At 66.8% G+C, this 25026-nt stretch carries 20 protein-coding genes and 2 pseudogenes; 12 read left to right on the forward strand and 10 right to left on the reverse strand.

What is annotated here, in order from left to right; all coding sequences use genetic code 11:
* Nucleotides 1-7: 7 nt before the first annotated feature.
* On the forward strand, nt 8-643 hold the full coding sequence (locus tag AC1DKV_RS11385; RefSeq protein ID WP_441619761.1) for a 3'-5' exonuclease: 636 nt from the start codon (nt 8-10) through the stop codon (nt 641-643).
* Nucleotides 644-767: 124 nt separating this feature from the next.
* Here AC1DKV_RS11385 and AC1DKV_RS11390 read toward each other — a convergent pair whose 3' ends face one another.
* Complete coding sequence (locus AC1DKV_RS11390) at nt 768-1022, reverse strand: RNA-binding protein (RefSeq protein WP_441619763.1); 255 nt, start codon at nt 1020-1022, stop codon at nt 768-770.
* A 384-nt stretch (nt 1023-1406) separates the two neighbouring features.
* Here AC1DKV_RS11390 and AC1DKV_RS11395 point away from each other — a divergent pair, with 384 nt between their 5' ends.
* On the forward strand, nt 1407-2210 hold the full coding sequence (locus AC1DKV_RS11395) for an SDR family NAD(P)-dependent oxidoreductase (RefSeq protein WP_441643433.1): 804 nt from the start codon (nt 1407-1409) through the stop codon (nt 2208-2210).
* Between the two features lie 38 nt (nt 2211-2248).
* Here the strand turns inward: AC1DKV_RS11395 and AC1DKV_RS11400 are convergent, their stop codons facing one another.
* From AC1DKV_RS11400 to AC1DKV_RS11420, 5 genes are all read right to left on the reverse strand, one after another.
* Nucleotides 2249-3436: a thiolase family protein gene (locus tag AC1DKV_RS11400; RefSeq protein WP_441619767.1), complete on the reverse strand. Its 1188-nt coding sequence runs from the start codon at nt 3434-3436 to the stop codon at nt 2249-2251.
* A gap of 5 nt (nt 3437-3441) precedes the next feature.
* Nucleotides 3442-4371 carry an FAD binding domain-containing protein gene (locus AC1DKV_RS11405; protein ID WP_441619769.1) on the reverse strand — a complete coding sequence of 310 codons (930 nt, stop codon included), beginning with the start codon at nt 4369-4371 and terminating at the stop codon, nt 3442-3444.
* The gene (locus AC1DKV_RS11410; RefSeq protein WP_441619771.1) at nt 4368-6743 is read right to left on the reverse strand and encodes a xanthine dehydrogenase family protein molybdopterin-binding subunit; all 2376 of its coding nucleotides are present in this window, start codon (nt 6741-6743) and stop codon (nt 4368-4370) included. Before AC1DKV_RS11410 ends, AC1DKV_RS11405 begins: the two co-directional genes overlap by 4 nt.
* Nucleotides 6736-7236 carry a (2Fe-2S)-binding protein gene (locus AC1DKV_RS11415; protein ID WP_441619773.1) on the reverse strand — a complete coding sequence of 167 codons (501 nt, stop codon included), beginning with the start codon at nt 7234-7236 and terminating at the stop codon, nt 6736-6738. Before AC1DKV_RS11415 ends, AC1DKV_RS11410 begins: the two co-directional genes overlap by 8 nt.
* A gap of 150 nt (nt 7237-7386) precedes the next feature.
* Nucleotides 7387-7893: an SRPBCC family protein gene (locus AC1DKV_RS11420; protein ID WP_441619775.1), complete on the reverse strand. Its 507-nt coding sequence runs from the start codon at nt 7891-7893 to the stop codon at nt 7387-7389.
* Nucleotides 7894-8206: 313 nt separating this feature from the next.
* Here AC1DKV_RS11420 and AC1DKV_RS11425 point away from each other — a divergent pair, with 313 nt between their 5' ends.
* The 7 genes and pseudogenes from AC1DKV_RS11425 to AC1DKV_RS11455 all read left to right on the forward strand — a co-directional run bounded on the left by AC1DKV_RS11425 (nt 8207) and on the right by AC1DKV_RS11455 (nt 15058).
* Nucleotides 8207-8815, forward strand: a complete 609-nt coding sequence (locus AC1DKV_RS11425) for a TetR/AcrR family transcriptional regulator (RefSeq protein WP_441619777.1) — start codon at nt 8207-8209, stop codon at nt 8813-8815.
* 280 nt (nt 8816-9095) lie between these two features.
* Entirely contained in the window at nt 9096-10280 is a 1185-nt protein-coding gene (locus tag AC1DKV_RS11430; RefSeq protein ID WP_441619778.1) for an acetyl-CoA C-acyltransferase, read from the forward strand.
* Nucleotides 10281-10309: 29 nt separating this feature from the next.
* Nucleotides 10310-11116, forward strand: coding sequence for an enoyl-CoA hydratase/isomerase family protein (locus AC1DKV_RS11435; RefSeq protein WP_441619780.1), 807 nt, complete (start codon nt 10310-10312; stop codon nt 11114-11116).
* Between the two features lie 2 nt (nt 11117-11118).
* Nucleotides 11119-13071, forward strand: coding sequence for an acyl-CoA synthetase (locus AC1DKV_RS11440; RefSeq protein ID WP_441619782.1), 1953 nt, complete (start codon nt 11119-11121; stop codon nt 13069-13071).
* Nucleotides 13072-13111: 40 nt separating this feature from the next.
* Nucleotides 13112-14101 carry a Bug family tripartite tricarboxylate transporter substrate binding protein gene (locus AC1DKV_RS11445; RefSeq protein WP_441619784.1) on the forward strand — a complete coding sequence of 330 codons (990 nt, stop codon included), beginning with the start codon at nt 13112-13114 and terminating at the stop codon, nt 14099-14101.
* 84 nt (nt 14102-14185) lie between these two features.
* Nucleotides 14186-14317, forward strand: a pseudogene (locus AC1DKV_RS11450) (AraC family transcriptional regulator); the annotation flags it as partial.
* A 504-nt stretch (nt 14318-14821) separates the two neighbouring features.
* A complete protein-coding gene (locus tag AC1DKV_RS11455) occupies nt 14822-15058 on the forward strand; it encodes a hypothetical protein (protein WP_441619786.1) in 237 nt (78 codons plus the stop codon).
* 208 nt (nt 15059-15266) lie between these two features.
* On the opposite strand, the gene AC1DKV_RS11460 is transcribed toward AC1DKV_RS11455, so the two are convergent.
* The 3 genes from AC1DKV_RS11460 to AC1DKV_RS11470 form a co-directional block, all read right to left on the reverse strand.
* Nucleotides 15267-15812, reverse strand: a complete 546-nt coding sequence (locus AC1DKV_RS11460) for a cytochrome b (RefSeq protein ID WP_441619788.1) — start codon at nt 15810-15812, stop codon at nt 15267-15269.
* Entirely contained in the window at nt 15809-16921 is a 1113-nt protein-coding gene (locus AC1DKV_RS11465) for a catalase family peroxidase (protein WP_441619790.1), read from the reverse strand. Before AC1DKV_RS11465 ends, AC1DKV_RS11460 begins: the two co-directional genes overlap by 4 nt.
* A gap of 346 nt (nt 16922-17267) precedes the next feature.
* A complete protein-coding gene (locus tag AC1DKV_RS11470; protein WP_441619792.1) occupies nt 17268-17597 on the reverse strand; it encodes a DUF4148 domain-containing protein in 330 nt (109 codons plus the stop codon).
* Between the two features lie 357 nt (nt 17598-17954).
* Here AC1DKV_RS11470 and AC1DKV_RS11475 point away from each other — a divergent pair, with 357 nt between their 5' ends.
* From AC1DKV_RS11475 to AC1DKV_RS11485, 3 genes are read left to right on the forward strand one after another with little or no spacing between them, the layout of a single operon-like run.
* Entirely contained in the window at nt 17955-21197 is a 3243-nt protein-coding gene (locus tag AC1DKV_RS11475) for an efflux RND transporter permease subunit (protein WP_441619794.1), read from the forward strand.
* A complete protein-coding gene (locus AC1DKV_RS11480; RefSeq protein WP_441619796.1) occupies nt 21194-22462 on the forward strand; it encodes an efflux RND transporter periplasmic adaptor subunit in 1269 nt (422 codons plus the stop codon). Before AC1DKV_RS11475 ends, AC1DKV_RS11480 begins: the two co-directional genes overlap by 4 nt.
* The gene (locus tag AC1DKV_RS11485) at nt 22459-23943 is read left to right on the forward strand and encodes an efflux transporter outer membrane subunit (RefSeq protein WP_441619798.1); all 1485 of its coding nucleotides are present in this window, start codon (nt 22459-22461) and stop codon (nt 23941-23943) included. The genes AC1DKV_RS11480 and AC1DKV_RS11485 overlap by 4 nt, the downstream gene beginning before the upstream one ends.
* Here AC1DKV_RS11485 and AC1DKV_RS11490 read toward each other — a convergent pair.
* Nucleotides 23918-24841: pseudogene (locus AC1DKV_RS11490) on the reverse strand (heavy metal sensor histidine kinase); the annotation flags it as partial. The gene AC1DKV_RS11485 and the pseudogene AC1DKV_RS11490 overlap by 26 nt on opposite strands.
* Nucleotides 24842-25026: the final 185 nt, after the last annotated feature.

Below are 25026 nucleotides of genomic sequence, written 5' to 3' on the forward strand. Positions count from 1 at the left end.
AGGCAACGTGCAGACAGTTGCGGTTTTGGATTTCGAAACGACGGGGCTGTCGCCGCGTCAAGGTGACCGGGCTACGGAAATTGCCGTCATCCTTTTGCGCGACGGGCAGATCGTCGACCGCTATCAAAGCCTGATGAATGCGGGCAGGCGTATCCCTTCCGATGTCGTGAATCTGACGGGCATCACTAACGACATGATCGCGTCGGCACCCGCCGCGTCAAAGGTAATGCGCGAAGCAGCCGAGTTCGTTGGCGACCACCCTGTCGTCGCACACAATGCCGGCTTCGACCGGCGCTTCTGGCAGTCTGAGCTTGGGCTTCTCGGCATGGCCGCCGACCAGTCCTTTGCCTGCACGATGCTCGTGTCGAGGCGGCTCTACCCGCACGCCGGCAATCACAGGTTATCGACGCTGGTGGACATGCTGCAATTGCCCAAACCCGGGCGAGCTCACCGGGCCATGGTCGACGCGGAGATGACCTGTCATTTGTGGCACCGACTGCGATCCGACATCGCCCAGACGTACGGCGTGAATCGCGTGGACCATACCCTCATCACAAAAGTGCAGGCCACCAGCAGGGCCAAGGTTCCGACACTCCTGCGCTCGCTGGGTGAAGGCCAGCCACCCGGGCCATATACCGCCTGAGGCAGCGTCCTTGAGTGCCGGCGACCAGCCTCGCTGCAGTCTTCAGGCCGTCAGGCAAGACCAGATTGGCTGCCTTCACAGCGGACATGCCACGCATTGGTCGTGACCAGCCGCTGCGCCGGGTTCAGGTAAATCGATCGGACAGGATGAGCGCGCTGAGCTCGCGCTGATTCCAGAAGATGTGATGAATTCGAGGCAGCGCCTTGCGCAAGGTGTCGGCGTCGATCGCATGGAAGACCAGTTCCGCTGCGGGGCGCGTGCCATCCCCGGGCACATGTTCTATCTCATCGCAAGGCGGCAGGCCGTACTTGGCCAGGAAGGCGCGGATATCCTCGTCGGAGATGTCGGGCTTCAGGTTCGTTAGCAGAACACGTGTCATGCTGGCTACTCCTTCGAGACAGTTGCGCGCGGAACTTTCGCGGCCGAATCGTCGTACCGACCGTGGCGAACAAATAAAAGTTAGTGCGATCTTGTCCGCATTGCAACCTTGCCCGCCACCCGCATTGCATTGCAGGCGAAGGCCATCCGGGTGCGCCGGGGCAAGTGCCATCCGGCCTGCGAAAGCCCGGCGCCAGCCGGTCCAGGGCGGTACCGCCGCCATGTGCCGGCCGCTCGTGCCGCGCAATTGCCTCCTGCGATAGCTTGGCGGGGCCATGTCCTAAAACGTTGGATCTACGACATTGATGCCATCAGGCCTGGCGCCTACTCTAGCTCCTGTGCTGGCCGACATGGTGTCGGCCACGGCAAGACTGGAGCAGAAGACATGACGAATACCACACAACCCGGTACGGCCCTGATCACTGGCGCATCTTCCGGCATCGGCGCCATCTACGCGGACCGCCTGGCGCGGCGCGGCTACGACCTGGTACTGGTGGCGCGCAACCGCGAGCGCCTGGAGACGCTGGCGCAGCGCCTGACCGACGAGACTGGCCGTTCGGTCGAGATCGTCACGGCCGACCTGGGCGCGGAAGCCGACGTCCGCCGCATCGAAACGCTGCTGCGCACCGATGCCAGCATCACCACGCTGGTCAACAATGCCGGCGTGGGCGCGGTCGCGCCGCTGCTGGCTTCTGACGTGGACAAGATGCAGTCGATGATCGAGCTGAATGTGGTGGCGCTGACGCGGCTGACCTATGCGGCCGTTCCCGGCATGGTGGAACGCGGTACCGGCACGATCATCAACATTGCCTCGGTCGTGGCGATTTCCCCCGAACTGCTGAACGGCGTCTACGGCGCGTCCAAGGCCTTCGTGCTGGCGCTGACCCGGTCGCTCAAGCATGAACTTGCCGACAAGGGGGTGCGCGTGCAGGCCGTGCTGCCCGGCGCGACCCGCACGGAGTTCTGGGATGTCGCCGGCCAGCCGGCGGACAATCTGCCGCAGGATTGGGTGATGTCGGCGGACGACATGGTCGACGCGGCGCTCGCCGGGCTGGACCAGGGCGAGGTCTTCACGGTGCCGTCACTGCCCGACGTGGCCGACTGGAACGCCTACGAATCCGCGCGTACGGCCCTGTTCCCGAACCTTTCGCGCAGCGCGCCGGCGGCAAGGTTTGGCGTGGGCGCCTGATAGCGGTCCCTCGCCGCCTCGCCACCTCGCCTGCCTGCTCAGGCCAGGGCCTCGACCGCGAGGGCGATGCCCTGGCCGCCGCCGATGCACAGGGTCACGATGCCCCGGCGTATCCCGTCCGCGCGCATCGAGTGCAGCAGCCGCGTGGTCAGGATCGCGCCGGTCGCGCCGATGGGGTGGCCGTGCGCGATGGCGCCGCCATCCACATTGATGATGTCGTGCGGCAGGCCCAGTTCGGCGGCAACCGCCAGCGGCACCGCCGCGAATGCCTCGTTGATTTCCATCCGCTCGATATCGCCCAGCGCCCATTGCGCACGCTCCAGGGCCTGGCGCACGGCCGGCACGGGGCCGAGGCCGAACAGGCCCGGCTCCACGGCGCCGACGCCATAGGCCACCAGCCTCGCCATCGGCGCCAGTCCCCTTTCCTCGGCCACGGAACGTTCGGCGACCAGCATGGCTGCCGCGCCGCTATTGAGCCCCGGCGCATTGCCCGCCGTGATGGTGCCGTTCTTGCGGAACGCCGGCCGCAGCTGGCTGAGGACCTCGAACGTGGTGTCCGGGCGATTCGCCTCGTCCACGCTGAACATCACCGCGCCGCCCTTCGCCTTCACCGGCACGCCGACGATCTGCGCGAGGAAACGGCCTTGCGCCTGGGCGCGGGCAAAACGGCTCTGCGAGCGTTCGGCCCAGCGGTCCTGTTCATCGCGGCTGATCTTGCAGCGCTCCACCAGATCCTCGGTATGCCAGCCGGAGTGTTCGCCCGAGAACGCATCCACCAGGCCGTCCCGCAGCATGCTGTCATGCAGCGCCGCATCGCCCATGCGGCTTCCCCAGCGGGCGGCAGGCATCAGGTAGGGCGCCTGGTCCATGTTCTCCATGCCGCCGGCGATCGCCACGTCCATATAGCCGAGGCGGATTTCGTCGGCCGCCGTGGCAATGGCCTGCGCGCCGGAGCCGCATACCCGATTGACTGTCATCGCGGGCACCGAAACCGGCAGGCCCGCTCCGATGGCGGCCTGCCGCGCCGGATTCATCCGGTTGCCTGCCTGCACCACGTTGCCGAACACCACGCTGCCGACCAGGGCCGGGTCGAGGCCAGAACGACGGAAGGTCTCGCCGATCACCGTCGCGCCGAGCTCGGTCGCAGGCGTAGCCTTGAGCGCGCCGTTGTAGGCCCCGATGGCTGTGCGAACCGGCTGGCACAGCACGACTTCTCTTGCTTTCATCGCATTCACTCCGTTGACTCCTTGCTTGTCGGTTTCGCAAAATCTCCGGGCGGACGGTGCGCCTGCCAGGCACCCGGGCCCGTTATCTCCATGGCATCCGCCAGCGCCCGTTTCAGCATGACCTTGCCGAGCTGAAGCCGGTACGCTGCATCGGCAAAGCTGTCCGTCAGCGGCGTCACGCCGGCAAACGCCGCCATTGCGATGCGATCCATGTCATCGGCCCCGCCCGTGAAGCCGGCGCCCAGCAAAGCCTCGGCGGCATAAGGCCGGAAAGCCGTGTCGGCGACGCCGGTGATCCCGATCGTGCCGCCCACGCACCGGCTCCCCGCGAACCGCAGCGCGACGGCGGCGGCGGCCACGGCATAGCCCGACGATGGATGGCGGAACTTCCGGTATCCGACCCGCAGCGCGGCCGGCATGGGAATATGGATGCGGGCGAGGATCTCGTCGGGCTGCACGGCCGAGGACATGAACCCCACGAAGAACGCGTGCGCCGGCACACGTCTCGTGCCGTTGGCGCCGGCCAGCTCCATTTCGGCCTCCAGCGCGAGCATGGCAGCCGGCCAGTCCGCCGACGGATCGGCGTTTGCCAGCGCCCCGCCGATGGTTCCGCGATTACGCACCGCGGGATCGGCGATGACGCCCGCAACCCGGGCAAACATCGGGGCCAATGCCCTCAGCTGGCTGTCCGACTCCAGTTCGGCGTGGGTCGTGGCACTGCCGATCGAGATGTGATCCTGGTGGATTTCCACGCCCTTCAGCTCGGGCAGCCGGCCGATGTCCACCAGCAGGGACGGCCTGGCCAGCCTCAGCTTCATCAGGGGCAGAAGCGAATGGCCTCCGGCCACCAGCTTCGCGTCCGCATCGCCTGACAGCAGTGCGAGCGCGTCGGGCAGGCTGCTTGCCCTGACATAGTCGAACGGATACGGGATCATGCCTCGCTCCTGTTGGCCTCGTGGATCGCGCGCCAGATCTTGGGCGGCGTCAGGGGCATATCGAGATGGGAGATGCCGAATGGCTTCAGCGCGTCGCATACCGCCGCCACCACCGCCGGCGGCGCGCCGACGCAGCCGGCCTCGCCGATGCCCTTGACCCCGAGTGGATTGGTCGGCGAGGGCGAGACGTGAAAACTGGTGCGCATGCGGGGAACCTGCTCGATCCGCGGGAAGCCGTAGTCGAGCAGCGATCCCGACAAAAGCTGGCCCGCCTCGTCGTACCTCGCCTCCTCGAAGAGGGCCTGGCCGATGCCCTGCGCAATACCGCCGTGCATCTGGCCGTGGCAGAGCATGGGATTGATCAGTACCCCCACATCGTCTACCGCGACGTAGTCGAGTATCTCTACCATGCCAGTCTCGATGTCCACCTCGACGACCACCGCATGGCAACCGTTGGGCGCCCCCATCGAGGTGGGCTCGTAGAACACGCGTTCTTCCAGCCCGGGCTCGACATCCCTGGGCAACTTGCTCGCGACATAAGCCATGCGCGCCACCCGGGAAAACGCAACGGTGGTGTCCGCCGCCGCTGTCGAGAACCGGCCGTCGGCGTAGCGGACATCCTCCTCCGGCGCCTCCAGCATGATCGCGGCGATCTTGCGGGCCTTCGCGAGAATCTTGCCCGCGGCCAGGTAGGCCGCCGAGCCCCCGACCGGCATCGAGCGGGAATTGAACGTCCCGTGGCCCGCGAGCACGCGGTCGGTGTCGCCTTGCACGACATCGACGTCCTCCATCGGGAGTTGCAGCACCTCGGCCACGATCTGCGCGTAGCTGGTGGCATGGCCGTGCCCTTGCGGCATCGATCCGCTGAACAGCGTTACCTTGCCGTCGGAGTGCACCCGGATATGGGCGCTCTCCCACCCGCCGCGATCGAAGCCGACCCTCAGCAACAGGGCGGAGATGCCCATGCCCACCAGTTCCAGGTAGCAGGTCACGCCAATGCCGATGTACTTGCCTTGCTGCCGCAGCTCCGCCTGGCGCAGGCGCCAGCCGGTGTAGTCGACCAGTTCGGTGGCATTGTCCAGGCACGCCTGGTAGTTGCCGCTATCCCATTTTCCGCGCGCATTGTTATGCGGCTGATAGGGGAACTGGTCGGCCTGCACCAGGTTGCGCCGCCGGAGCTCGACCGGATCGATATCCAGCTCACCGGCGACCGCATCCATCATCCGCTCGACGATATAGGCCGCCTCCGGCCGGCCGGCGCCGCGATAGGCGTCGACCGGCGTGGTGTTGGTCGTGACGAGATTGACCTCGACGTCGACCGAGCTGATCTGGTAGTTGCCCGTGACGTAGCTGGCCGTGTTGACCGTCGGGATACCGGTGGCCATATTGGAAAGATAGGCCCCGAGGTTGGCGAACGATTGCACCTTGATGCCCAGTACCTTGCCGGAATCCTTGACCGCGGCTTCGACATATTCCACATGGGCGCGGCCGTGCGTGGTGGCCACATGGCTCTCGCTGCGGGACTCGGTCCAGCTGACCGGCCGGCCGAAATGCCTGGACGCAAACGCTACCAGCACCTCTTCGGCATAGAAGTGCATCTTCGCGCCGAACCCGCCCCCGATGTCGGGCGCGACGATCCGGATCCGGTGCTCCGGCCAGCCCAGGGCTTCCGAGAGCCAGCGCCGCGACATATGCGGCACCTGGGTAGGCACGATGAAAGTCAGCTGCTCGTCGACCGGGTCATAGCTGGCGCAGAGCGCGCGCGGCTCGAGCGGGCTGGGTATCAGCCGCTGGTTGACCAGGCGGATCGACACCACGCGGTCGGCCTGCCTGAGCGCGTCGTCATAGTCGCCGCCCTTGACGCGGTAGACGCCGATCAGGTTGCCCGGCACATTGGCGTGGAGTTGCGGCGCGCCCGCAGACAGTGCCGCCTGCGCATCGGCCACGGCTGGCAGTTCCCCGTACTCGACCGCCACCAGCTCGGCGGCATCGGCCGCGAGTTCTCGCGTGCCTGCCAGCACCATGGCGACAGCCTCGCCGGCGTAGCGCACCCGCCCCGCGGCAAGCGGCGGATGGGCCGGCACTTTCGAGTCCCCCACGACCCAGTTCGGACGGATATCGCCGACCTTTCCCTGGATATCCGCGTAGGTCAATACGCCCACGACGCCGGGCAGCGCGAGCGCTTGCGCCGTGTCGACATGGCGGACGTCCGCATGGGCGAAGGGAGACCGGACAAAGGCGGCGAATACCATCCCGGGGAACTGGAAGTCATCCGTAAACCTGCCGCGCCCGCTCATCAGGCGCCGGTCTTCCCGGCGCCTGACGGATTTGCCGATATAGCGCGTCGTGGCGTCTTGCGGGGCTTCACTCATGGCAATGCTCCTCAACGGCCACCGCATTGCCCTGCGCAAGCCTTGTCGCCGCCAGCAGGACGGCGTCGACGATATTCTGGTAGCCGGTGCACCGGCACAGGTTTCCGTGCAGCGCCTCCCTCACCTGCGCCTCCGACGGACAGTGCACGCGCAGCAGCAGCGCGCGCGCGGCAAGCAGCATCCCTGGCGTACAGAATCCGCATTGCAGGCCGTGGCATTCATTGAAGGCTGCCTTGAGCACGTTCACCGTGGGATCGTCCTCCATGCCCTCGATGGTGTGGATCGCGCTCCCGTCGGTCTGCACGGCAAGCACCGTGCAGGACCTTGCCGTGCGCTGGTCGAGCAGCACGGTGCAGGCTCCGCACTGGGAGGTGTCGCAGCCGATGTGTACGCCGGTGAGGCGCATGGCGTCCCGCAGCATGTGCACCAGGAGCTGCCTCGGCTCCGTCTCGGTGCTTGCGCTCACGCCATTGATGGTGTTGTGTATCTTCACTTGCGCCACCTTGCCTCCTTTATGTGCCGGCCGCCCGCGAGGCGGCCGCACGCTATGGAATTATGACCATCATACTAAAGAATGAAAAAAAAGAAACCAGCTTCCTCCGGCACGCTGCCTCCTCATCCCCGTCTCATCGCAGGCCACGGATCACTGCGCCGCGGCGACTGGCGCGCCCTGCGGCGGGGAAGCCGCCACGGCGGCACCACCCTCGCCCGATTCCATCACCAGTGTCTCGAAACGGGAGAAGAAATCCGCCAGGAACTTGTTGGCGACCGCCCCCACCAGCCGGGAACCGATCTGCGCCAGCTTGCCGCCCATCTGTGCAACTGCGGCATAGTGCAGGGACGTGCCGCCATCGATGTCCTCCAGGCGGACATCCGCGTCGAGCTTGCCGAAGCCTGCCATGCCCCCGGTGCCGGTTCCCTCTATGCGATAGCCGATTCCCTCCTGCCGGTCGGAGAAGCGGGCGGTACCCTTGAAGCGGGCCTTGATGGGACCGATGGCGGCAACGATCACCGCGTCATAGGCGTCGCCCTCGGCTTTCTGATAGTGCTCGCACCCCGGCAGGCACCGCTGCAACGTGCCAGGGTCGTTCAGGCGCCGCCAGACCTCCGCCCTGGGCGCCTTGATGACTTGCCTTCCAGTCAGTTCCAAATCTCATTCCTCCACGCTGTCGGGTCACTCGCCCCGGGTTGGCCACGCCGCTCCGGCTCTCGCCACAACCGTATCCGGCCGGCGCCAGCGGCGACGCAGGCAATATCTATCCGGTGTCTACATCCTAGGCAGGCGATCCGGGGTCGTCAAGCAATGCAATTCACTTCCACCTCGGTGCTTACCCTAGGAAGAGCCAGGCACGATCGCCGCTCCACCGCATCCGTCACTTCGGCCTGGTTATTCCATGATGCCCGTCATACTATAGATTGCACAGCGATGACAGCCGGCTCACCGGCATCATCATCATGAATGTATGATGGCCGTCATTTCAACGGGCGTCGCTGCCCTTCATCATGACGGAGTCCCCATCGTGCGTTACTCGCCAGATCACAAGGCCGAAACCCGCAATCAGATCATCTCGGCGGCTTCGGCCCAGTTTCGCGAACACGGCGTCAACGGCATTGGCGTGGCGCAGTTGATGAAGAGCGCCGGCCTGACCCATGGCGGTTTCTACGCGCACTTCGATTCCAAGGATGCCCTGATCGCCGACGCGGTCGACGCTGCCTTCGACCAGACCATGGCCTTTCTCGATGCGGCCGCGTCCGCGGCGCCGGCGAAGCAGCGCAAGCGTGCCATCCTTCAAGCCTACATGAGCAAGAAGCACCGCGACCATCCGGAAAGCGGCTGCGCGATCGCCGCCCTCGGCACGGATGTCTCGCGACTCGATGCCAAGACCCGGAAGCGATTCGAGGCCCGCGTCGGCTCGCTGATCCGGCTGATCGCGGGGGATGACAGTGAGTCCTCGCGCAAGGATGCGATCCTGATGCTGGCCACGATGGTCGGTGGCCTGGTACTCGCCCGCGCGGCGCGCTCGGAAACGCTGTCGAGCGAAATCGTGGATGCCGTGCAGGCATCCCGATAGCCGCCGACGGCCGGCGGCCGCCGTCTTCCCCCGTCCATTGCTCACCGCAAGATCGAGGTAAACCCGCGCAACGACGCTGAGCGCTTGACCTCTCCAGATCCGCTCACTAGCATGTAGACAGTGGATACACTGATGAGCCGATGCAGTCTTCCGCGGCCAGCCGATGCCATCCAGGCATCGCGTCCAGCCGGATCGGTCCGCCTTAATGTATCCACTGTCTATATTCGTTGCGGACCGGGATCGGGAATCCCCCGCGACAGCCACCATCCAAGGAGAGTCTATGTCTCGCGCAGTAATCGTTTCCTACGCCCGTACCCCCATCGGCAAGGCCGGCCGCGGCGCGTTCAACCAGACGCATGGCGCCACCATGGCCGGGCATGCCATCGAACATGCCGTGCGGCGCGCCAGGCTCGACGGTGCCGAAGTCGAAGACATCATCTTCGGCTGTGGCCAGCCGGTGGCGGCCACCGGCGGCAATGTCGCCCGTGCCGGCGGCATTCGCGCCGGCCTGCCGGTATCGGTGAGCGGGACGACCCTCACGCGCTTCTGCGCGTCCGGCCTCCAGGCGGTCGCCTTCGCTGCGCAGCGGGTACTGATCGACAAGGTGCCGGTCATGGTCGCCGGCGGCGTCGAATCGATCAGCCTGTCGCAGCCCGTGACGCTCAAGACGGCGCAACAGGAAGCCTGGCTTGCCCAGCACCGGCCGGATGTGTACCTGCACATGATCGATACCGCCGAGATCCTGGCCAAGCGCTATGGCATGTCGCGCGAACGATCGGACGCCTTCTCCGTGCGCAGCCAGCAGCGCACCGACCGTGCCCAGCAGGCCGGCCTGTTCAAGGATGAGATCGTGCCGCTTGCCACGACCAAGGGCGTGACCGACAAGGCGACCGGGCAAACCGTCTCGGAGGCATGCCTGCTCGAAGCCGACGAAGGCAACCGCCCCGACACCACGCTGGAGAAGCTCAGCGCCCTGCCCCCGGTGAAGGGCGAGGGATACCAGGTGACCGCCGGCAATTCCAGCCAGTTGTCGGACGGCGCCGCGGCGCTCGTGGTGATGTCAGAGAAGGAAGCCGAACGGCGCGGCCTGGTGCCGCTCGGCTATTTCATCGGCCTGGCGACCGCGGGCGTGGAGCCGGACGAAATGGGCATCGGGCCGGTGCGCGCCGTTCCCCGCCTGCTGGAGCGCAACGAGCTGACCGTCGACGATATCGACCTGTGGGAACTCAACGAGGCCTTTGGCTGCCAGGCGCTGTACTGCATCGACCAGCTGGGGCTGCCCGAGGAACGCGTCAACGTCAACGGTGGCGCGATTGCGATCGGCCATCCCTATGGCATGACCGGCGCGCGCCAGGTTGGCCACCTGCTGCTGGAGGGGCGCCGCCGCAAGGCGAAGTACGGCGTGGTGACCATGTGCGCGGCAGGCGGCATGGGTGCCGCCGGCCTGTTCGAATTCATCCACTAAGAAGCGCCAACAAGCCAGGAGACAGCAACATGACCAAGAACCCGAGCACCGGCATCACCGAATACGACACCGTGTTCGTCGACCGGGATGGCAGCTGCGGCATCGTCACGATGAACCGGCTCGAGAAGTACAACGCCCTCAACGGCGCGCTGCGCAATGACATCTACGCGGCGATGTCGTCGCTGATGGCCGACAAGACAATCCGCGGCATCGTCCTGTGGGGCGGCACCAAGGCATTCGTCTCGGGGGGCGACCTCGTCGAGATGCTCAAGCGCCGCCCGATCGACGCGTTCGGCCCCACCAGCGGCTCGTCTGACCTGTGGGCGCTGATCCATCACAGCACCATACCGGTGGTGGCGGCCATTGCCGGACCCTGTTTCGGCGGCGGCCTGGAACTGGCCATGGCCTGCGATCTGCGCGTGGCCGCCGACAATGCCCTGATGGGGCAGACCGAAACCAATGTCGGCCTGATCCCGGGGCGCGGAGGCACCCAGCGCCTGGTCCGGCTGGTCGGCGCAACGCGCGCCAAGGAAATGATCTTCACCGGCGAGATCATCAAGCCCGACGAGGCCTACCGCATCGGCCTGGTCAACAAGGTGGTGCCCGCCGCGCAGTTGCTCGAGGAGGCCAAGGCCTACGTGCACCGCATCGCGGAGAAGTCGCCGCACTCCATCGCCATGGCCAAGCTGATGATCAACAACGGACAGGACACGAACCTGGACACGGCGCTGATGATGGAACAGCTCGCCTTCGCCACGCTCTTCAGCACCGATGACATGCACGAAGGCGGCGACGCTTTCCTGAACAGGCGCCGTCCGGCCTACCGGGGATCCTGATCATGACGCAAGCAACCTTGGCAACCGCCGCCGGCGCGCACGCGCCTGGCGCCGCGGACCCGGCGCAGGATATCTACCATCCCCGCCTGCAGGTCGCGACCCTGGCCGACATCGAGCGCTTCGAGCAGACGCCGCTGGCCGGGCGCAAGCTGCCCGACAGCACCTACGATCTGCTGCGCCTGGCGCGCGATCGCGCGCCCGACGCCCCGGCGTTGTACCACTTCGCCTCGGGTGACGAGCTGGACCGCGCCACCACGGTCACCCACGGGCAGCTGTTCGGGCGCATCACCCAGACCGCCAACCTGCTGCATTCGCTCGGGATCGGCCCGACCGACGTGATCGGCATTCTCATGCCAGTAGCGCCGGAGTCGCAATACGCAATCTGGGGCAGCGAGGCCGCCGGCATCGCCTGCCCCGTCAACTGGATGCTGGAGCCGGAGATCATCCGTGCCCTGCTGAGCAATGCGGGGGCGAAGGCCGTGATTGTCTACGGCCCCGACGCGGATATCGAGGCATGGAACAAAGCCATGCTGATCCGGCAGGACCTGCCCGAAGTCCGGCACTGGATCAAGGCAGGCGGCGGTCCCGCAAGTGAGGACGGCATCGTCGACCTCCTGGCCGAGCTGCCGCGCCTGAGCGCCGAGTCGCTCGACAGCGGGCGGCGGATCGCTCCCGCGGACACCGCTTCGATGTTCCATACCGGCGGGACCACGGGCACACCCAAGCTCGCTCTCCACACCCATGGCAACGAGGTCTTCATGGCCTGGGTCAGCGGCATGCAATATGACGTCCAGCCCGAGGACGTGCGCGTCTGCGGCGTGCCGATGTTCCATGTCACGGGCGTGCTGACCAACTGCCTGATGCCGCTGGCGCGCGGGGCCTCGGTAGTCATGCTGACCTCCGGCGGCTGGCGCGACCCTTCGGTGATCCGCAACATCTGGCGCATCATCGAGCGCTTCCGCGTCACCACCATCAGCATGGTGCCAAGCGTGGTCAACATGCTGCTGAACATCCCGATCGACGGTGCCGACATCAGTTCGCTGCAGGCCGCGACCTGCGGCACGGCGCCGCTGTCGACCGCGATCGCCGAGGCCTTCGGCAAGAAGACCGGCTCGGTCATCATGGAAGGCTACGGCCTGACCGAAGGCACCGCGCTGAGCGCCTGCAACCCGCGCTACGGCGAGGCGCGCACGGGCTCGATCGGATTTCGCAAGGCCTACCAGCAGATGAAGGCGGTCAAGGTGGCCGATAACCGCATCGTGCGCGATTGCGAGCCCGGCGAGCCCGGCGTGGTGATCGTGCGCGGCCCCAACATCTTTGCCGGCTATCTCGATCCGAAGCACAACCGTGGTATCTGGTTCGAGGGCGGCTGGTTCAACACCGGCGATCTCGGCTACCGGGATCAGGAAGGCTACTTCTGGCTGACCGGCCGGGCCAAGGACCTGATCATCCGTGGAGGCAACAACATCGATCCGCGCATGATCGAGGAGGCGCTCTATCGCCATCCGGCGGTGTTCGATGCCGCCGCGATCGGCATCCCGGACGCGCATGCCGGCGAACTGCCGGTTGCCTACATCGCGCTCAAGCCGGGCAGCGACTACCCGCTCGGCCGCCTGAAGCACTATGCCTATGAAGTGATTCCCGAGCGCGCCGCTGTGCCCAAGCAGTTCTACCTGGTCGACGTGATTCCAAAGACAGCGGTCGGCAAGATCCAGAAGAATGTCCTGCGCGGCGACGCCATCCGGCGCGCCCAGCAACAGATGCTCGCGGATGCCGCAAGCGACGCGCCGGTACCGGTGCAGGACATCCGTGTCGAGGATCGCGGCGACCTGGGACTGACTTCGACCCTGGTCCTGCCCGCCGCCATGGGCCCGGCCGAGCGCAATGCCGCCATGTCGACCATCGACGCGGCCTTCGCCACGCTGACCATCAAGTACTCGGTGGTGTACGAGTAGATCGAAAAACGAGTAGATCGAAAAAAAACAGGAGACAACCATGACCAGGTCCAACACGGCCGCGTACCTCGCGGCCGGGGCCGCCAGCTTGCTGATGCTGGCGCCCCACCCCGCGCGCGCCGGGAAGCCCGCGGATTTCCCCACGCATCCGATCCGCATCATCGTGCCCTATGCCGCCGGCGGCGGGACCGACATCATCGCCCGGACCCTCGGCGCGGCCCTGTCGCGGCAGATGGGGCAGCCGGTCGTGGTGGACAACCGCCCGGGAGGGCAGACCATAGTGGGCTACTCGATCGCGTCGAAGGCCGCGCCGGATGGCTACACCTTGCTGATGAACAACTCGGCGCACAGCATCCAGCCGGCGCTGTTCAAGGACCTGCCCTATGACGCCATCAAGAGCTTCAGGGGCGTGGCGGAAATCGCCGCATCGCCGGTCGTGTTCGTGGTCGACCGCAAGCTGCCGGTGACCGACCTGAAAAGCTACGTGGCCTATGGCAAGGCTGCGTCCACCAAGCTCAATTTCGGTTCCTTCGGCGCCGGCACCGGCTCGCACCTCTGGGGCGAACTGCTGGCTTCCGCCACCGGGCTCGACATGATGCACGTACCCTACAAAGGTTCGGCGCCCGCGATCCAGGACCTGATCGGCGGGCAGATCAATGGCCTGTTCGTCGACCCGCTCGCGATCAAGCCACATGTCCAGGCCGGCACCGTCCGCGCCATCGGCGTGACCGGTCCACGCCGATGGAAAGGCCTCGAAAGCGTGCCTACCTTCGTCGAGCAAGGCTATCCGCAGTTTGCCGACGTAGGCTGGTTCGGCCTGTTTGCCCCGGCGGGCACGCCGGACGCGGTGGTCAACCGCCTCAGCGCCGAGGTCGCGAAGGCAGTCGCCCTGCCCGAGGTCAAGTCCAAGCTGCTGGAGCTGGGCACCGAGCCGAGCGGCACCGCGCCCGCCGCGTTCGATGCGCAGATCCGCAAGGACGCGGACCGCTGGGCCAAGGTCGTCACCGAGAAACATATCACGCTGCAATAGGCAACCCGGCCAATCCCGGGGGCGTGCGGGCAGTCAGCGCGCGCGCGTTCCCCGGGAATCCGGGCCCTGCCCCCCGATTCCCAGAACATCCTCGACGTTGCGCTGAGCTGCGGCTTGCGCTCGCAATCGCACTTCACCACCGTGTTCAAGCGCTTCTTCGGCGAGACCCCCCATAGCTGGAAGATGAAAGCCGCATTCGCGCGTACGGCTGCGTGAATTGCGCGACACCGTGCGCCACGCCGCCCGCGGCCGTGCAATGCCGAGGCCATGATCCTGGCGGCAGTGCTCGATGCCACCGCGGTGGCCCGACGAACGCCACGCAGTGGCAAGCTGCGCTGGCTACGCGCTGGCTGCCGGCTCCATGCACCGCCTTCGCCTGGCCCAGGCCACGGCGCGGGTACAGGTGCTTTGCCGATTCCGCACAGGTCATCGGCGGGTAGCGATGGCCTATCGCGGCCACACCTAAACCAAAGGATGACTTGCCGCTACCAATGCGTTAGTACAACGAACCCATGCACGAGTGCGCACACGCAAGGACCAATCTATTCTTCCAGCAAGGCAAAGCAAGCCTGCTCGACACACCCGAATGCCAGGCGCTCCCTGTTCCAGCCGAGTTGTAGAAGCAGGCAGATCCGCGAAGCAAGCTGTGTTGCGCAACGCCGCGCCTTACCCGCCGGACCTCCGCGCCGGCACCATCCTGCTACCCGACTGGAGAACATCATGACCACTCGCGACAAACGCCTCCTTGCCGCGGCCGGCCTCATCGGCGCCAGCATCCTGTCCGCTACCCTGGCCAACGCCAGCGATCCGCGCACCAGCACCCACAGCGGCGACAAGTACGGCTACACCTTCAACATCGACAAGCCGCGCGACGTCCTGCTGGCAGTGGCCTGGATCGGAATCTGTGCCGCAAGTTGCGCGATGGCCGTCGTCGTCGCGCTCTGGGTACGGCTCTGACGGCATGTGATCCTGCCCAGCGGCAATCCACCCATCGCGAAGCCGATCATCGCCTCCGATACGTCGGGGCAGCACCCATCGTCCCTGACGAGACCAAGCCAGCGCCACGACCAGCGAGGAATCTGCACGCCCGCGGCGCGAGCGGCGAGCCCCTGATTCGGGAACGCTCGCCATTCTCACGTGGTAGCTGCAAGGAGGGTTGGCGCGACTATCGCTGAGGCTTCCAGGTAGTCATGCCTTCCAGTACACCGTCGCGCCGGATCAGCCCGTGATACAGCGCCGCGGCGAAGTGAACCAGAACGGTTGCGAACAGCAAGAATGCAAGCATGGTGTGCGCATTGCGCAGCGTCGCATACAAGGCGGCGCTGTGCGGCAGGATGGGCGGCAGTTGTGCTTGCCCATAGAGCGCGATCGGGTAGCCGCCCGCCGAGAGCATGCCCCAACCGATCAGCGGTATCGCGAACATCAGGACATAGAGCATGGCATGCGAAGCCCGTGCCGCCAGACGCTGGAGCGGCGAAAGCGCGGCCGGCAGCGGCGGGGGCGGGTTGATCAGGAGGTTCACCAGGCGTACTGCCGCGAGCACCAGGATGGCAACGCCGAGCGGCTTGTGAATCGACAGTAGCAAGGCATAGCGGCCGGAGACGGTCGCTACCATGCCGATGCCGATGAACAACATGGCCAGGATCAGCGCTGCCATCAGCCAGTGAAGGATCCGCGACGGCGCCGAGAAGCCTTGGATGGTGGTTCTCATGATTTTGCTCCTGCATTCACTTCTTGCGGTGTGACTGCGCTGGTCGGCTTCTCGCGACGCTCGTTCTCGCGAACGGTGAAGGAACGCGAATAGGCTGCAGAGCGGGCGCTCGGGATGTCGTCGGCGGACGTTTCGATTCCGGCCGGCAAGATCGTTGGATCGAAATTGATGTCGGTGCAGGTACCACTGTCTTCGCTCGACACCTTGTCGAGCGTGACCGTGCCAATGTCGACCTTCTGCCGGCCATCGGGCCACGCCTTGTCGGGGTTGACGGGGTCTCCCGGCTGGCCGACGGTCACCACCATCTTCCACTGCACGGGATGCTGAGCCACCTCCGAGATCAGCGCGTCGAACAGGTAGTTCGGATCGGCGCCCTGCTGCTTGCCGACCGGCGCGAATGGCTGGACAGGCTCGGCGGACCAGCGAACCGGTACCGGGATGCCCGCCCTGTCCACGAACAGGAAGGTATCCAGTGCGTTATAGGTGCTGTTCGAGAAACCAGACGAGACGGCGCGATGGCCCACGATGCCGACGGCAGCCACGAAATCCGGGTGAGCCGCAGCAAACGCTTTCGCCTTCTCAGGGTCGGGCTTGCCGGTTTTCGGATCGGGAATCGACGCCATCATCTGATCGTAGAACGCCTGCACCGTGCTGAAGGGAAAAACGGGGATATCCACCATCGCCGTGCGCCATTCCTGTCCACCGTCGGGCTTGAATTGCAGAGCAAGGCTTCGCACGAGACTGGGTCCATCGGCAACGAATGGCATGCCGCCGGCGAAGGCGATTCGCCCGACCACGGGCACGCGCCCGCGGGCTAGCAGCCTGGCCTGGGAAAGCGCTGATCCCGAACCGTTGCTATCGAACCAGCCTGTCGCGCAGAGGCCCTTCGCATGATTGCGACGGAACCCTGCGTGCTTTCCGTTCGCCGCTTCGAAGCCGGAAACGACCTTGTCCTGCGTAAGGCGATCCGGTGAGAGCCAGCCGCCCGCATAGGCGAAGGCGCCGGCGAGCACGAGTGTCGCCACCCCGATGCCGCCATATCGGATCGCCACCGCACCGGCGCTCAGCTTGGGTTTTTGCCCCAAGGGGCCTCCAACGTTGTCAGTCATAGCCAATCCTTTCCGTGCGCGGCACGAGTTCGTGCGTTGTATACGAGTTCCTACCGATGGCGGCCCGGGCCCGGCACAAAGCTGGTGTGATCTCCGGCTTGTGCGGGGCGTAGCCCGTTATCAGGATTCTGCTAGGTTCCCGGCAGGAAATTTTTCCCGCATGCCTGGTCATTGCAGATTCGCACTGCGGGTGAGCGGCGCATCGGCCCACCCTGCTCGCAGCGCACTCCAGCAGCGGCGCAATAGCGCTGGAGACTGGCGTATCGCTCCAGCGCATGCACCGGCACCGCGGCCCTGCCGCGCGTGGCGGCAAGCGGGGCGCGCGGCGCGCACGAGCGTGCGGCGCTCATGCGCCGAACTGGAAGGCGTTGCGCACCTGGTCGATAGCGGGCGTGCCTAGCGACGCGTGCAGGCGCGCCTGGCCTTGCGCTTGCGCGTGCATCGGGGTGCCCGTGCTTGCGCTGCCGGTCTCGGCCGCCACCTTGGCCTCGGCCGCCTGCAGATCCTGCGGATAGTTCGCGTCGTCGCCGTGCGGGCTGTAACCGGCCTGCTCCAGGCGGATCAGGTCGGCGCGCACTTCGGCGCGGGTCACGGGGCCCTGCACGCTCTGGGCGAACGACAGTGCCGGGACTGTCAGGGTGCAGGCGAGCAGTACGGCTTGGATCAGTGCTTTCATGATGGTTACCTCTTTCGGTGTTCCGGTGTTCCGGTGTTTCGACGGGATGGCCCGCTTGCGCGTGGCGGTTGTGGAACTTGCGTCGGGATGACGGACAAGTTGTAACCATTGTTGGTCTCGCCCGGTGACCTCAGGCTGACCAATTGATGACAAGCTTGTCACCTTGGCCTCGATGGCATCCGTGGCATCCGTGCGCGCCGAGTGATCCTGCCTGCGCCGCCCGCGCAACATGACAATTCCGTAATGCATTGGTCAGGACCGGGTAAATGCGCAGCCACCACACTGGCGACATCACCAAGCGCTGCCCGCCTATCGATCGAAGGCAGCCTCCCTTCGATCTCTCGCCCGGAACCAACCATGTGGATCGTCAAACTCGCCTTGCGGCGACCCTATACGTTCATCGTGCTCGCGCTGCTGCTGCTTGTACTGGGCCCACTGGCCATCGAACGCACGCCGACCGATATCTTTCCCGACATCAATATCCCGGTGGTCAGCATCGTGTGGTCCTACAACGGCTTCTCTGCCGAGGACATGGCACACCGCATCACCTCCAGCTACGAGCGCGCGCTGACCACCGACGTGGAGGACATTGAGCACATCGAATCGCAATCGCTGAACGGCGTGTCGGTGGTCAAGGTCTTCTTCCATCCCGGCGCCGACATCAACCGTGCAATCGCCGAGGCGGCCGCCAATTCGGCCTCGATCCTGCGCATCCTGCCGCCCGGCACGCTGCCGCCCAACATCATCAGCTACAACGCCTCGACCGTACCGGTGCTGGAACTCGGCCTGTCGAGCAACACGCTGCCGGAGCAGAAACTCTACGACCTGGGCAACAGCTTCATCCGCACCCAGCTCGCCACCGTGCAGGGCGCCGCCGTGCCCCTGCCCTTCGGTGGCAAGGTCCGCCAGATCATGATCGACATCGATCCCGCCGCGCTGCAGGCCAAGGGCCTGACGCCGGCGGACGTGGTGAGCGCCGTCAACGCGCAGAACCTCACGCTGCCGGGCGGCACCGCGAAAATGGGCGAGCGTGAGTACAACGTGCGCATGAACGGCAGCACGGATACCGTGGACGCGCTCAACGACCTGCCGGTCAAGAGCGTCGGCGGCAATGTGATCTACGTGCGCGACGTGGCCCATGTGCGCGACGGCTACGCGCCGCAAACGAATATCGTGCGCAGCGACGGCAAGCGCGCCGCATTGCTGCAGGTGGAGAAGACCGGCAGCGCTTCGACGCTGGACATCATCAGCCGGGTCAAGGCCATGCTTCCGCAGATCGGCGCCGCCCTGCCACCTTCGCTGCATATCAGCACGCTGTCGGACCAGTCGGTGTTCGTCACCGCCGCGATCTCCGGCGTGGTGCGCGAAGCGCTGATCGCCGCCAGCCTGACCGCCGCCATGATCCTGCTGTTCCTGGGCAGCTGGCGTGCCACGCTAATCATCGCCGTGTCGATCCCGCTCGCGGTGCTGACTTCCTTGACCGCGCTCTCCGCGCTGGGCCAGACGATCAACATCATGACGCTGGGCGGCCTGGCGCTGGCGGTGGGCATCCTGGTCGACGATGCCACCGTGGCCATAGAGAACATCACCCACCACATCGAGAACGGCGAGCCATTGCACGACGCCATCCTCAACGGCTCCGGCGAGATTGCCGTGCCCACCTTCGTCTCCACGCTGTCGATCTGCATCGTGTTCGTGCCGATGTTCCTGCTGTCCGGCGTGGCGCGCTACCTGTTCGTGCCGCTGGCCGAAGCGGTGGTGTTCGCCATGTGCGCCTCCTACTTTTTCTCGCGCACCCTGATACCGACGCTGGCGATGTACCTGCTGCGCGCGCGCGCCGCGGGCGACGCCCGGCCCCACGGCCGCTTCGCCGCTCTCGCACGGCTCCAGCAGCGCTTCGAGCGGCGTTTCGAGGTGCTGCGCAAGCGCTATCGCGCCGCCTTGTCGTGGGCCATGGCGCAGCGGGGCCGTTTCGTGGCGCTGTGCCTGCTGTTCTGCCTGGGCTCGCTGGCGCTGCTGCCGTTCATCGGGAGTGACTTCTTTCCCGCTGTCGACGCCGGCGAGATCCGCCTGCACCTGCGCGCGCCGACGGGTACGCGCATCGAGCAGACCGCGGCGCTGACCGATCAGGTCGAGAGCCGCATCAGGGACGCGATCCCGCCCGGCGAGCGCGGCGGCGTCCTCGACAATATCGGCGTGCCGGTCAGTGGCATCAACCTGACCTACGACACCTCCGACCCCATCGGCCCGGAAGACGCCGACGTGATGATCAGCCTCAAGCCGGGCCACCGCCCCACCGCGGACTACGTCGCGATGCTGCGCAACCGGCTTACCGCGGCCTTCCCGGGCGTCACCTTCTCTTTCCTGCCGGCCGACATCGTCAGCCAGATCCTCAATTTCGGCCTGCCCGCGCCGATCGACATCCAGATCGTTGGGAGCCGCGTCGACGAGAATCGCGTCGTCGCCAACCGCCTGCTGTCGCAGCTGCGCAGCGTGCGTGGACTGGTCGATGCGCGCATCCAGCAACCGGCGGACGCGCCCACCTTGGACATCAACGTCGACCGCACCAAGGCGCTGCAGGCGGGCCTGACCCAGCATGACGTGGCGCAGAACCTGCTGATTTCCCTTTCCGGCAGCGCGCAGACCACGCCCAATTTCTGGCTGGACCCCAAGAACGGCGTCAGCTATCCGCTGCTGACCGAGGTGCCGCAGTACGACATCCATTCGCTGCAGACGCTGGCAAACCTGCCTGTGGGCAACAGCGCCGCCGGCACCGGCGCGCAGAGCCAGCTCGGCACGCTCGGCACGCTCGGCACCATGTCGCGCAGCTCGCAGCAGGCGGTGGTCTCGCACTACAACGTGCAGCCGGTGCTCGACATCTTCGCCTCCGTGCAGGGACGCGACCTCGGCGGCGTCGCCGCCGACGCGAGCCGGCTGGTGGATGCCGCCCGCGCGCAGTTGCCGCCCGGCTCTTCCATCGTGCTGCGGGGACAGGTTCAGTCGATGCGGGAATCCTATCGCGGGCTCGGCACCGGGCTGGTGCTGGCGGTTGTACTGGTCTACCTGCTGATGGTGGTGAACTTCCAGTCGTGGATCGATCCGTTCGTCATCGTCAGCGGGTTGCCGGCGTCGCTGGCGGGCATCGCCTGGATGCTGTTCTCCACCGGCACCACGCTGAGCGTGCCGGCGCTGACCGGCACCATCCTGTGCATCGGCATTGCCACCGCCAACAGCATCCTGGTGATCAACGCGGCGCGGGACGCGATGCAGGGCGGCATGGCCCCGCCCGAGGCCGCCCTGCACGCCGGCTTCGCCCGCTTCCGGCCGGTGCTAATGACCGCGCTGGCCATGCTGATCGGGATGCTCCCGATGGCGCTGGGCCTTGGCGACGGCGGCGAGCAGAACGCCCCGCTCGGCCGCGCCGTCATCGGCGGGCTGGCATTCGGAACCGTGTCCACGCTCATGTTCGTACCAGTGGTATTTGGCGCGGTGCATGCCTGGCTGGCCAGGCGCAAAGGCGCGCCGGCGGCCGGGCCTGTCGCCGGCGCTGGCACCGCGCTCACCGCTACGCCCCAACAGCAATCCAAGGAGTCTTCATGAACACGCCAAACGAGGGCTGCCCGCCCCAAACCGCATCCCGCCGGCGCGCGTGGCTGGCACCCACGCTGCTGGCCGGTGGGGTGGCGTTGCTGCTGGCGGCCGGCATCGTGCCACGGCTGCGCGCCGGCACCGTGCTGGCGCGCCAGGTCACCGCACAGAATGCCGTCGACGTGTCGGTGGTGACGCCGCACCCGGCGCCCGCCGAGCAGGCGCTGCTGTTGCCAGGCTCGGTGATGCCGTATGCCGACGCCGCCATCTACGCGCGCACCAGCGGCTTTGTCGACCGCTGGTATGCCGACATCGGCGCTCGCGTCAAGGCCGGCCAGTTACTGGCGGTGATCCGCACGCCAGAGCTGGACGCGCAGCTGCGGCAGGCGGTGGCGGACCTGGCCTCGGCGCAGGCCGCCCTGGACCTGGCCAAGGTCACCGCGCAGCGCTGGCAAGAGATGGTGCAGACCCACTCGGTCTCCCGGCAGGACGCCGACACCAAGCAGGCCGACCTGGCCACCAGGGGCGCGCTGCTGGCCTCGGCCCGGGCCAATGTGGCGCGGTTGCAGGAGCTGGTCTCCTACGAGCAAGTCAAGGCGCCATTCGATGGCGTGATCACCGCCCGCCGCGTGGACGTGGGGGCCCTGGTCACGGCCAGCGGCACTCCGGGCGTGGCCGGTGCCCAGGGCGAGCTGTTCCATATTCAGCAGACCCAGACCCTGCGCGTGTTCGTCGACGTGCCGCAATCCGCCGCGGCCGCCGTGACGCCGCAGACGCCGGCCTACCTGACCGTGCAGGACTATCCCGGCCGCCGCTTTGCCGCGCGCGTGGCACGCACCACCGATTCGCTCGATCCGGCTACGCGCACGCTGCGCGCCGAAGTGGATGTCGACAACGCTGACGGCACCTTGCTGCCCGGCGCCTTCGCCGAGGCCCACCTGATGCTGCGATCGGCCATGCCGGCCCTTCAGCTGCCAGTCAGCGCGCTGCTGTTCCGGCCCGCGGGCGTCATCGTCGCGATTGCCGGCAGCGACAACAAGGTTGCGCTGCGCAGCGTCACGCTCGGGCGCGACTTTGGCACCTATGTCGAAGTCGTGGCGGGCATCAGCGGCACGGATCGCGTCATCAACAACCCGGGCGACGCCATCGGCGCGGGCGAGGCGGTGCATGTCGTCGCCGCCGGCGCCACGGATACGGCAACGCCCGCGGCGATGCCGCCAGCCAAGGCAGCGGCGGTCGCCGCCGCCCGGCGACAGGGACCAGGGAGAGCGCCATGAAGACATCATCAATGCCGTCGCGCGCACCGCGTTCGTGGCGCCTGGCGCGCGAGGCCATCGCTGCCTGCGTGATATGCGCCCTGGCCGGCTGTGCCTCGGCACCGGTCTACCATCCGCCCGCAACCGCCGTGCCGGCGCATTTCTCAGGTGCCGCGGGCGCGGACAAGGGCTGGGCGGTGGCGGTGCCGGCCGACATGGTTGCGCGCGGAAGCTGGTGGGCCGTGTTCCAGGAACCCGGCCTCGATGCGCTGGAGGACAGGGTCCAGGTCTCCAACCAGAACCTGAAGCAGGCCGCGGCGCGGCTGCAGCAGGCCCGCGCCATGGTGAACGTACAGCGTGCCGCCTTCTTCCCCCAGGTCGCCGCCGGCGTAGCCGTGGCACGCGCGCGCACTTCGCAGAACGTACTGGGGCACTCGCTTGCCGGCAAGACCGTCAACGACTACAGCACCGCGCTGTCCGCTTCGTGGGAGCCCGATCTGTTCGGTCGCGTGGCCAGCGCCACCGATGCGGCTCATGCCGACGCACAGGCAAGCCAGGCAGACCTGGAGGCGATGCGACTGGCAGTCAGCAGTGAACTGGCAGTCGACTACTTCGGCCTGCGCGCCCTGGACCTGCAAAGGCAGTTGCTCGATGCCTCCCTGCAGGCCTACACCGCCGCGCTGGCGATGGTGCAGTCGCAGGAGCGCATCGGCGCGGCAGACGACGCCGCGGTAGCCCAGGCCCAGTTGCAGGTGGAGGGTACGCGCAGCCAGGCCGACGAGCTCGCGATCCAGCGCCAGACGCTGGAACACGCCATTGCCGCGCTCACCGGAACGCCGGCATCGAGCTTCTCGTTGCCGCCGCAGGCCGGCCCGCTGCGCGTGCCCGACATTCCGGTGGGGCTGCCATCGCAACTGCTGCAGCGCCGGCCCGACATCGCTGGCGCCGAGCGCCGCGTGGCGGCGGCCAACGCCAGAATCGGCGAAGCCCACGCCGCCTTCTTTCCCACTCTCGCGCTGTCGGCCGGCGCCGGACTGGAAAGCTCCTTCTTCGCGCCATGGCTGGGCGCGCCCAGCCTGTTCTGGGCGCTTGGCCCGCAACTGGTCGGCACGCTGTTCGACGGCGGCCGGCGCAAGGCCGAGCTGGCGGGCGCCACCGCCGCCTATGATGCCGGCGTGGCCGGATACCGCCAGACCGTACTAGCCGCCTTCCAGGATGTGGAAGACAATCTGTCCGCGCTGCAGGGCCTGGCGCACGAGGCCGATAGCGAACAGCGCGCCAGCGAGGCCGCCGCGCGCTCGCTGGCCTTGACGAACAACCGCTACCAGGCCGGTGCCGCCAGCTACCTGGACGTGGTCACGACACAGACCCTGGCGCTGGATCACCAGCGCACGCTGGTCCAGGTGCAGGGACGGCGCATGCAGTCCAGCGTACGGCTGCTCAAGGCGCTCGGCGGCGGCTGGCAAGACCCGGCGGCTACGGCGCCGGGAAGCTCAGGATGAAGCGCGTGCCGGCGGCATCGCTCTCGGCGCGCACGCTGCCACGGTGCAGATGCATGATGTTGCGCACGATGGCGAGGCCCAGGCCGGCCGAGCCGGTGGCACGCTGGCTGGAACTGCGCGCGGGATCGACGCAGTAGAAACGGTCGAAGATGCGCTCGAGCAAGGCGCGGTCGATGGGGGTGCCGGCGTTGGCCACGGTGACCATCACGACCTGCGCGCCGGTCGTGGCGGACAGCGAAATCCCGCTGCCGCGCGGGGTGTAGCGGATGGCGTTGGCAAGCAGATTGCCAATGGCGCGGCGGAACAGTTCCACGTCGGCGCGCAGGTGCGCGTGGCCGCCCACCTGCAGTTTCACGCCAGCGTCCTCGGCCACGCCTTCGAAGTAGTCGGCGATCCGCGCCAGCTCCGCCGGCACTTCGAATTCCTGCTGCTGCACCACGAACTCGGGATGTTCGGTGCGCGCCAAGAGCAGCACGTTGCTGATCATGCGCTCCAGGCGACCGCACTCTTCCAGGTTGGATTCCAGCGCGGCCTGGTATTCGTCGGCCGTGCGCGGGCGCGCCAGGGCCACCTCGGCGGTGCCGCGCAGGTTGGCGAGGGGTGTGCGCAGATCATGCGCAAGGTCGGCGGTGTATTGCGACAAACGCGCGAAGCCGTGGTCGAGACGACCCAGCATGGCGTTGAGCGCATTCTGCAGGACATCGAGTTCGCGCGGCGCGTGTGGCACGTCGAGACGGGTGTTCAGGCGCGCCACCGTCACCGCCAGCGCGTGGTGCGCGATCTCGGCGAGCGGCTTGAGAGACTCGCGGATCAGCAGGAAGCCCATCAGGAAGGCCAGCAGGGCACCGCCGATGCCGGCCAGGTAGAGCCGGTGGCGGTAGCGGTCCAGCAGTTCCCAAGCCCTGGAAAGCGGGGCGATTTCCTTCCTTTGCAAGCTCTGATTGTTGTACAAGCGACTACCTCGACCTGGCTGAGCATCGGGCTGGCGCACCGATCGCGGTTACGCCCAACCCTTTGCCAGCATCTTATGTGCCGCGGTTGCCGGGTGGAATCATATGTACGTATAGGCCACAGATCGCTGAT

Source organism: Cupriavidus sp. 05T41 (assembly GCF_056396525.1).

What these genes read in the sequence shown, in the direction of transcription:
- AC1DKV_RS11405 (WP_441619769.1), bottom strand. Translation starts at nt 4,371, where the DNA reads ATGATCCCGTATCCGTTCGACTATGTCAGGGCAAGCAGCCTGCCCGAC.
- AC1DKV_RS11445 (WP_441619784.1), top strand. Translation starts at nt 13,112, where the DNA reads ATGACCAGGTCCAACACGGCCGCGTACCTCGCGGCCGGGGCCGCCAGC.
- AC1DKV_RS11465 (WP_441619790.1), bottom strand. Translation starts at nt 16,921, where the DNA reads ATGACTGACAACGTTGGAGGCCCCTTGGGGCAAAAACCCAAGCTGAGC.
- AC1DKV_RS11435 (WP_441619780.1), top strand. Translation starts at nt 10,310, where the DNA reads ATGACCAAGAACCCGAGCACCGGCATCACCGAATACGACACCGTGTTC.
- AC1DKV_RS11425 (WP_441619777.1), top strand. Translation starts at nt 8,207, where the DNA reads ATGATGGCCGTCATTTCAACGGGCGTCGCTGCCCTTCATCATGACGGA.
- AC1DKV_RS11430 (WP_441619778.1), top strand. Translation starts at nt 9,096, where the DNA reads ATGTCTCGCGCAGTAATCGTTTCCTACGCCCGTACCCCCATCGGCAAG.
- AC1DKV_RS11390 (WP_441619763.1), bottom strand. Translation starts at nt 1,022, where the DNA reads ATGACACGTGTTCTGCTAACGAACCTGAAGCCCGACATCTCCGACGAG.
- AC1DKV_RS11440 (WP_441619782.1), top strand. Translation starts at nt 11,119, where the DNA reads ATGACGCAAGCAACCTTGGCAACCGCCGCCGGCGCGCACGCGCCTGGC.
- AC1DKV_RS11460 (WP_441619788.1), bottom strand. Translation starts at nt 15,812, where the DNA reads ATGAGAACCACCATCCAAGGCTTCTCGGCGCCGTCGCGGATCCTTCAC.
- AC1DKV_RS11400 (WP_441619767.1), bottom strand. Translation starts at nt 3,436, where the DNA reads ATGAAAGCAAGAGAAGTCGTGCTGTGCCAGCCGGTTCGCACAGCCATC.
- AC1DKV_RS11480 (WP_441619796.1), top strand. Translation starts at nt 21,194, where the DNA reads ATGAACACGCCAAACGAGGGCTGCCCGCCCCAAACCGCATCCCGCCGG.
- AC1DKV_RS11410 (WP_441619771.1), bottom strand. Translation starts at nt 6,743, where the DNA reads ATGAGTGAAGCCCCGCAAGACGCCACGACGCGCTATATCGGCAAATCC.
- AC1DKV_RS11470 (WP_441619792.1), bottom strand. Translation starts at nt 17,597, where the DNA reads ATGAAAGCACTGATCCAAGCCGTACTGCTCGCCTGCACCCTGACAGTC.
- AC1DKV_RS11455 (WP_441619786.1), top strand. Translation starts at nt 14,822, where the DNA reads ATGACCACTCGCGACAAACGCCTCCTTGCCGCGGCCGGCCTCATCGGC.
- AC1DKV_RS11485 (WP_441619798.1), top strand. Translation starts at nt 22,459, where the DNA reads ATGAAGACATCATCAATGCCGTCGCGCGCACCGCGTTCGTGGCGCCTG.
- AC1DKV_RS11395 (WP_441643433.1), top strand. Translation starts at nt 1,407, where the DNA reads ATGACGAATACCACACAACCCGGTACGGCCCTGATCACTGGCGCATCT.
- AC1DKV_RS11475 (WP_441619794.1), top strand. Translation starts at nt 17,955, where the DNA reads ATGTGGATCGTCAAACTCGCCTTGCGGCGACCCTATACGTTCATCGTG.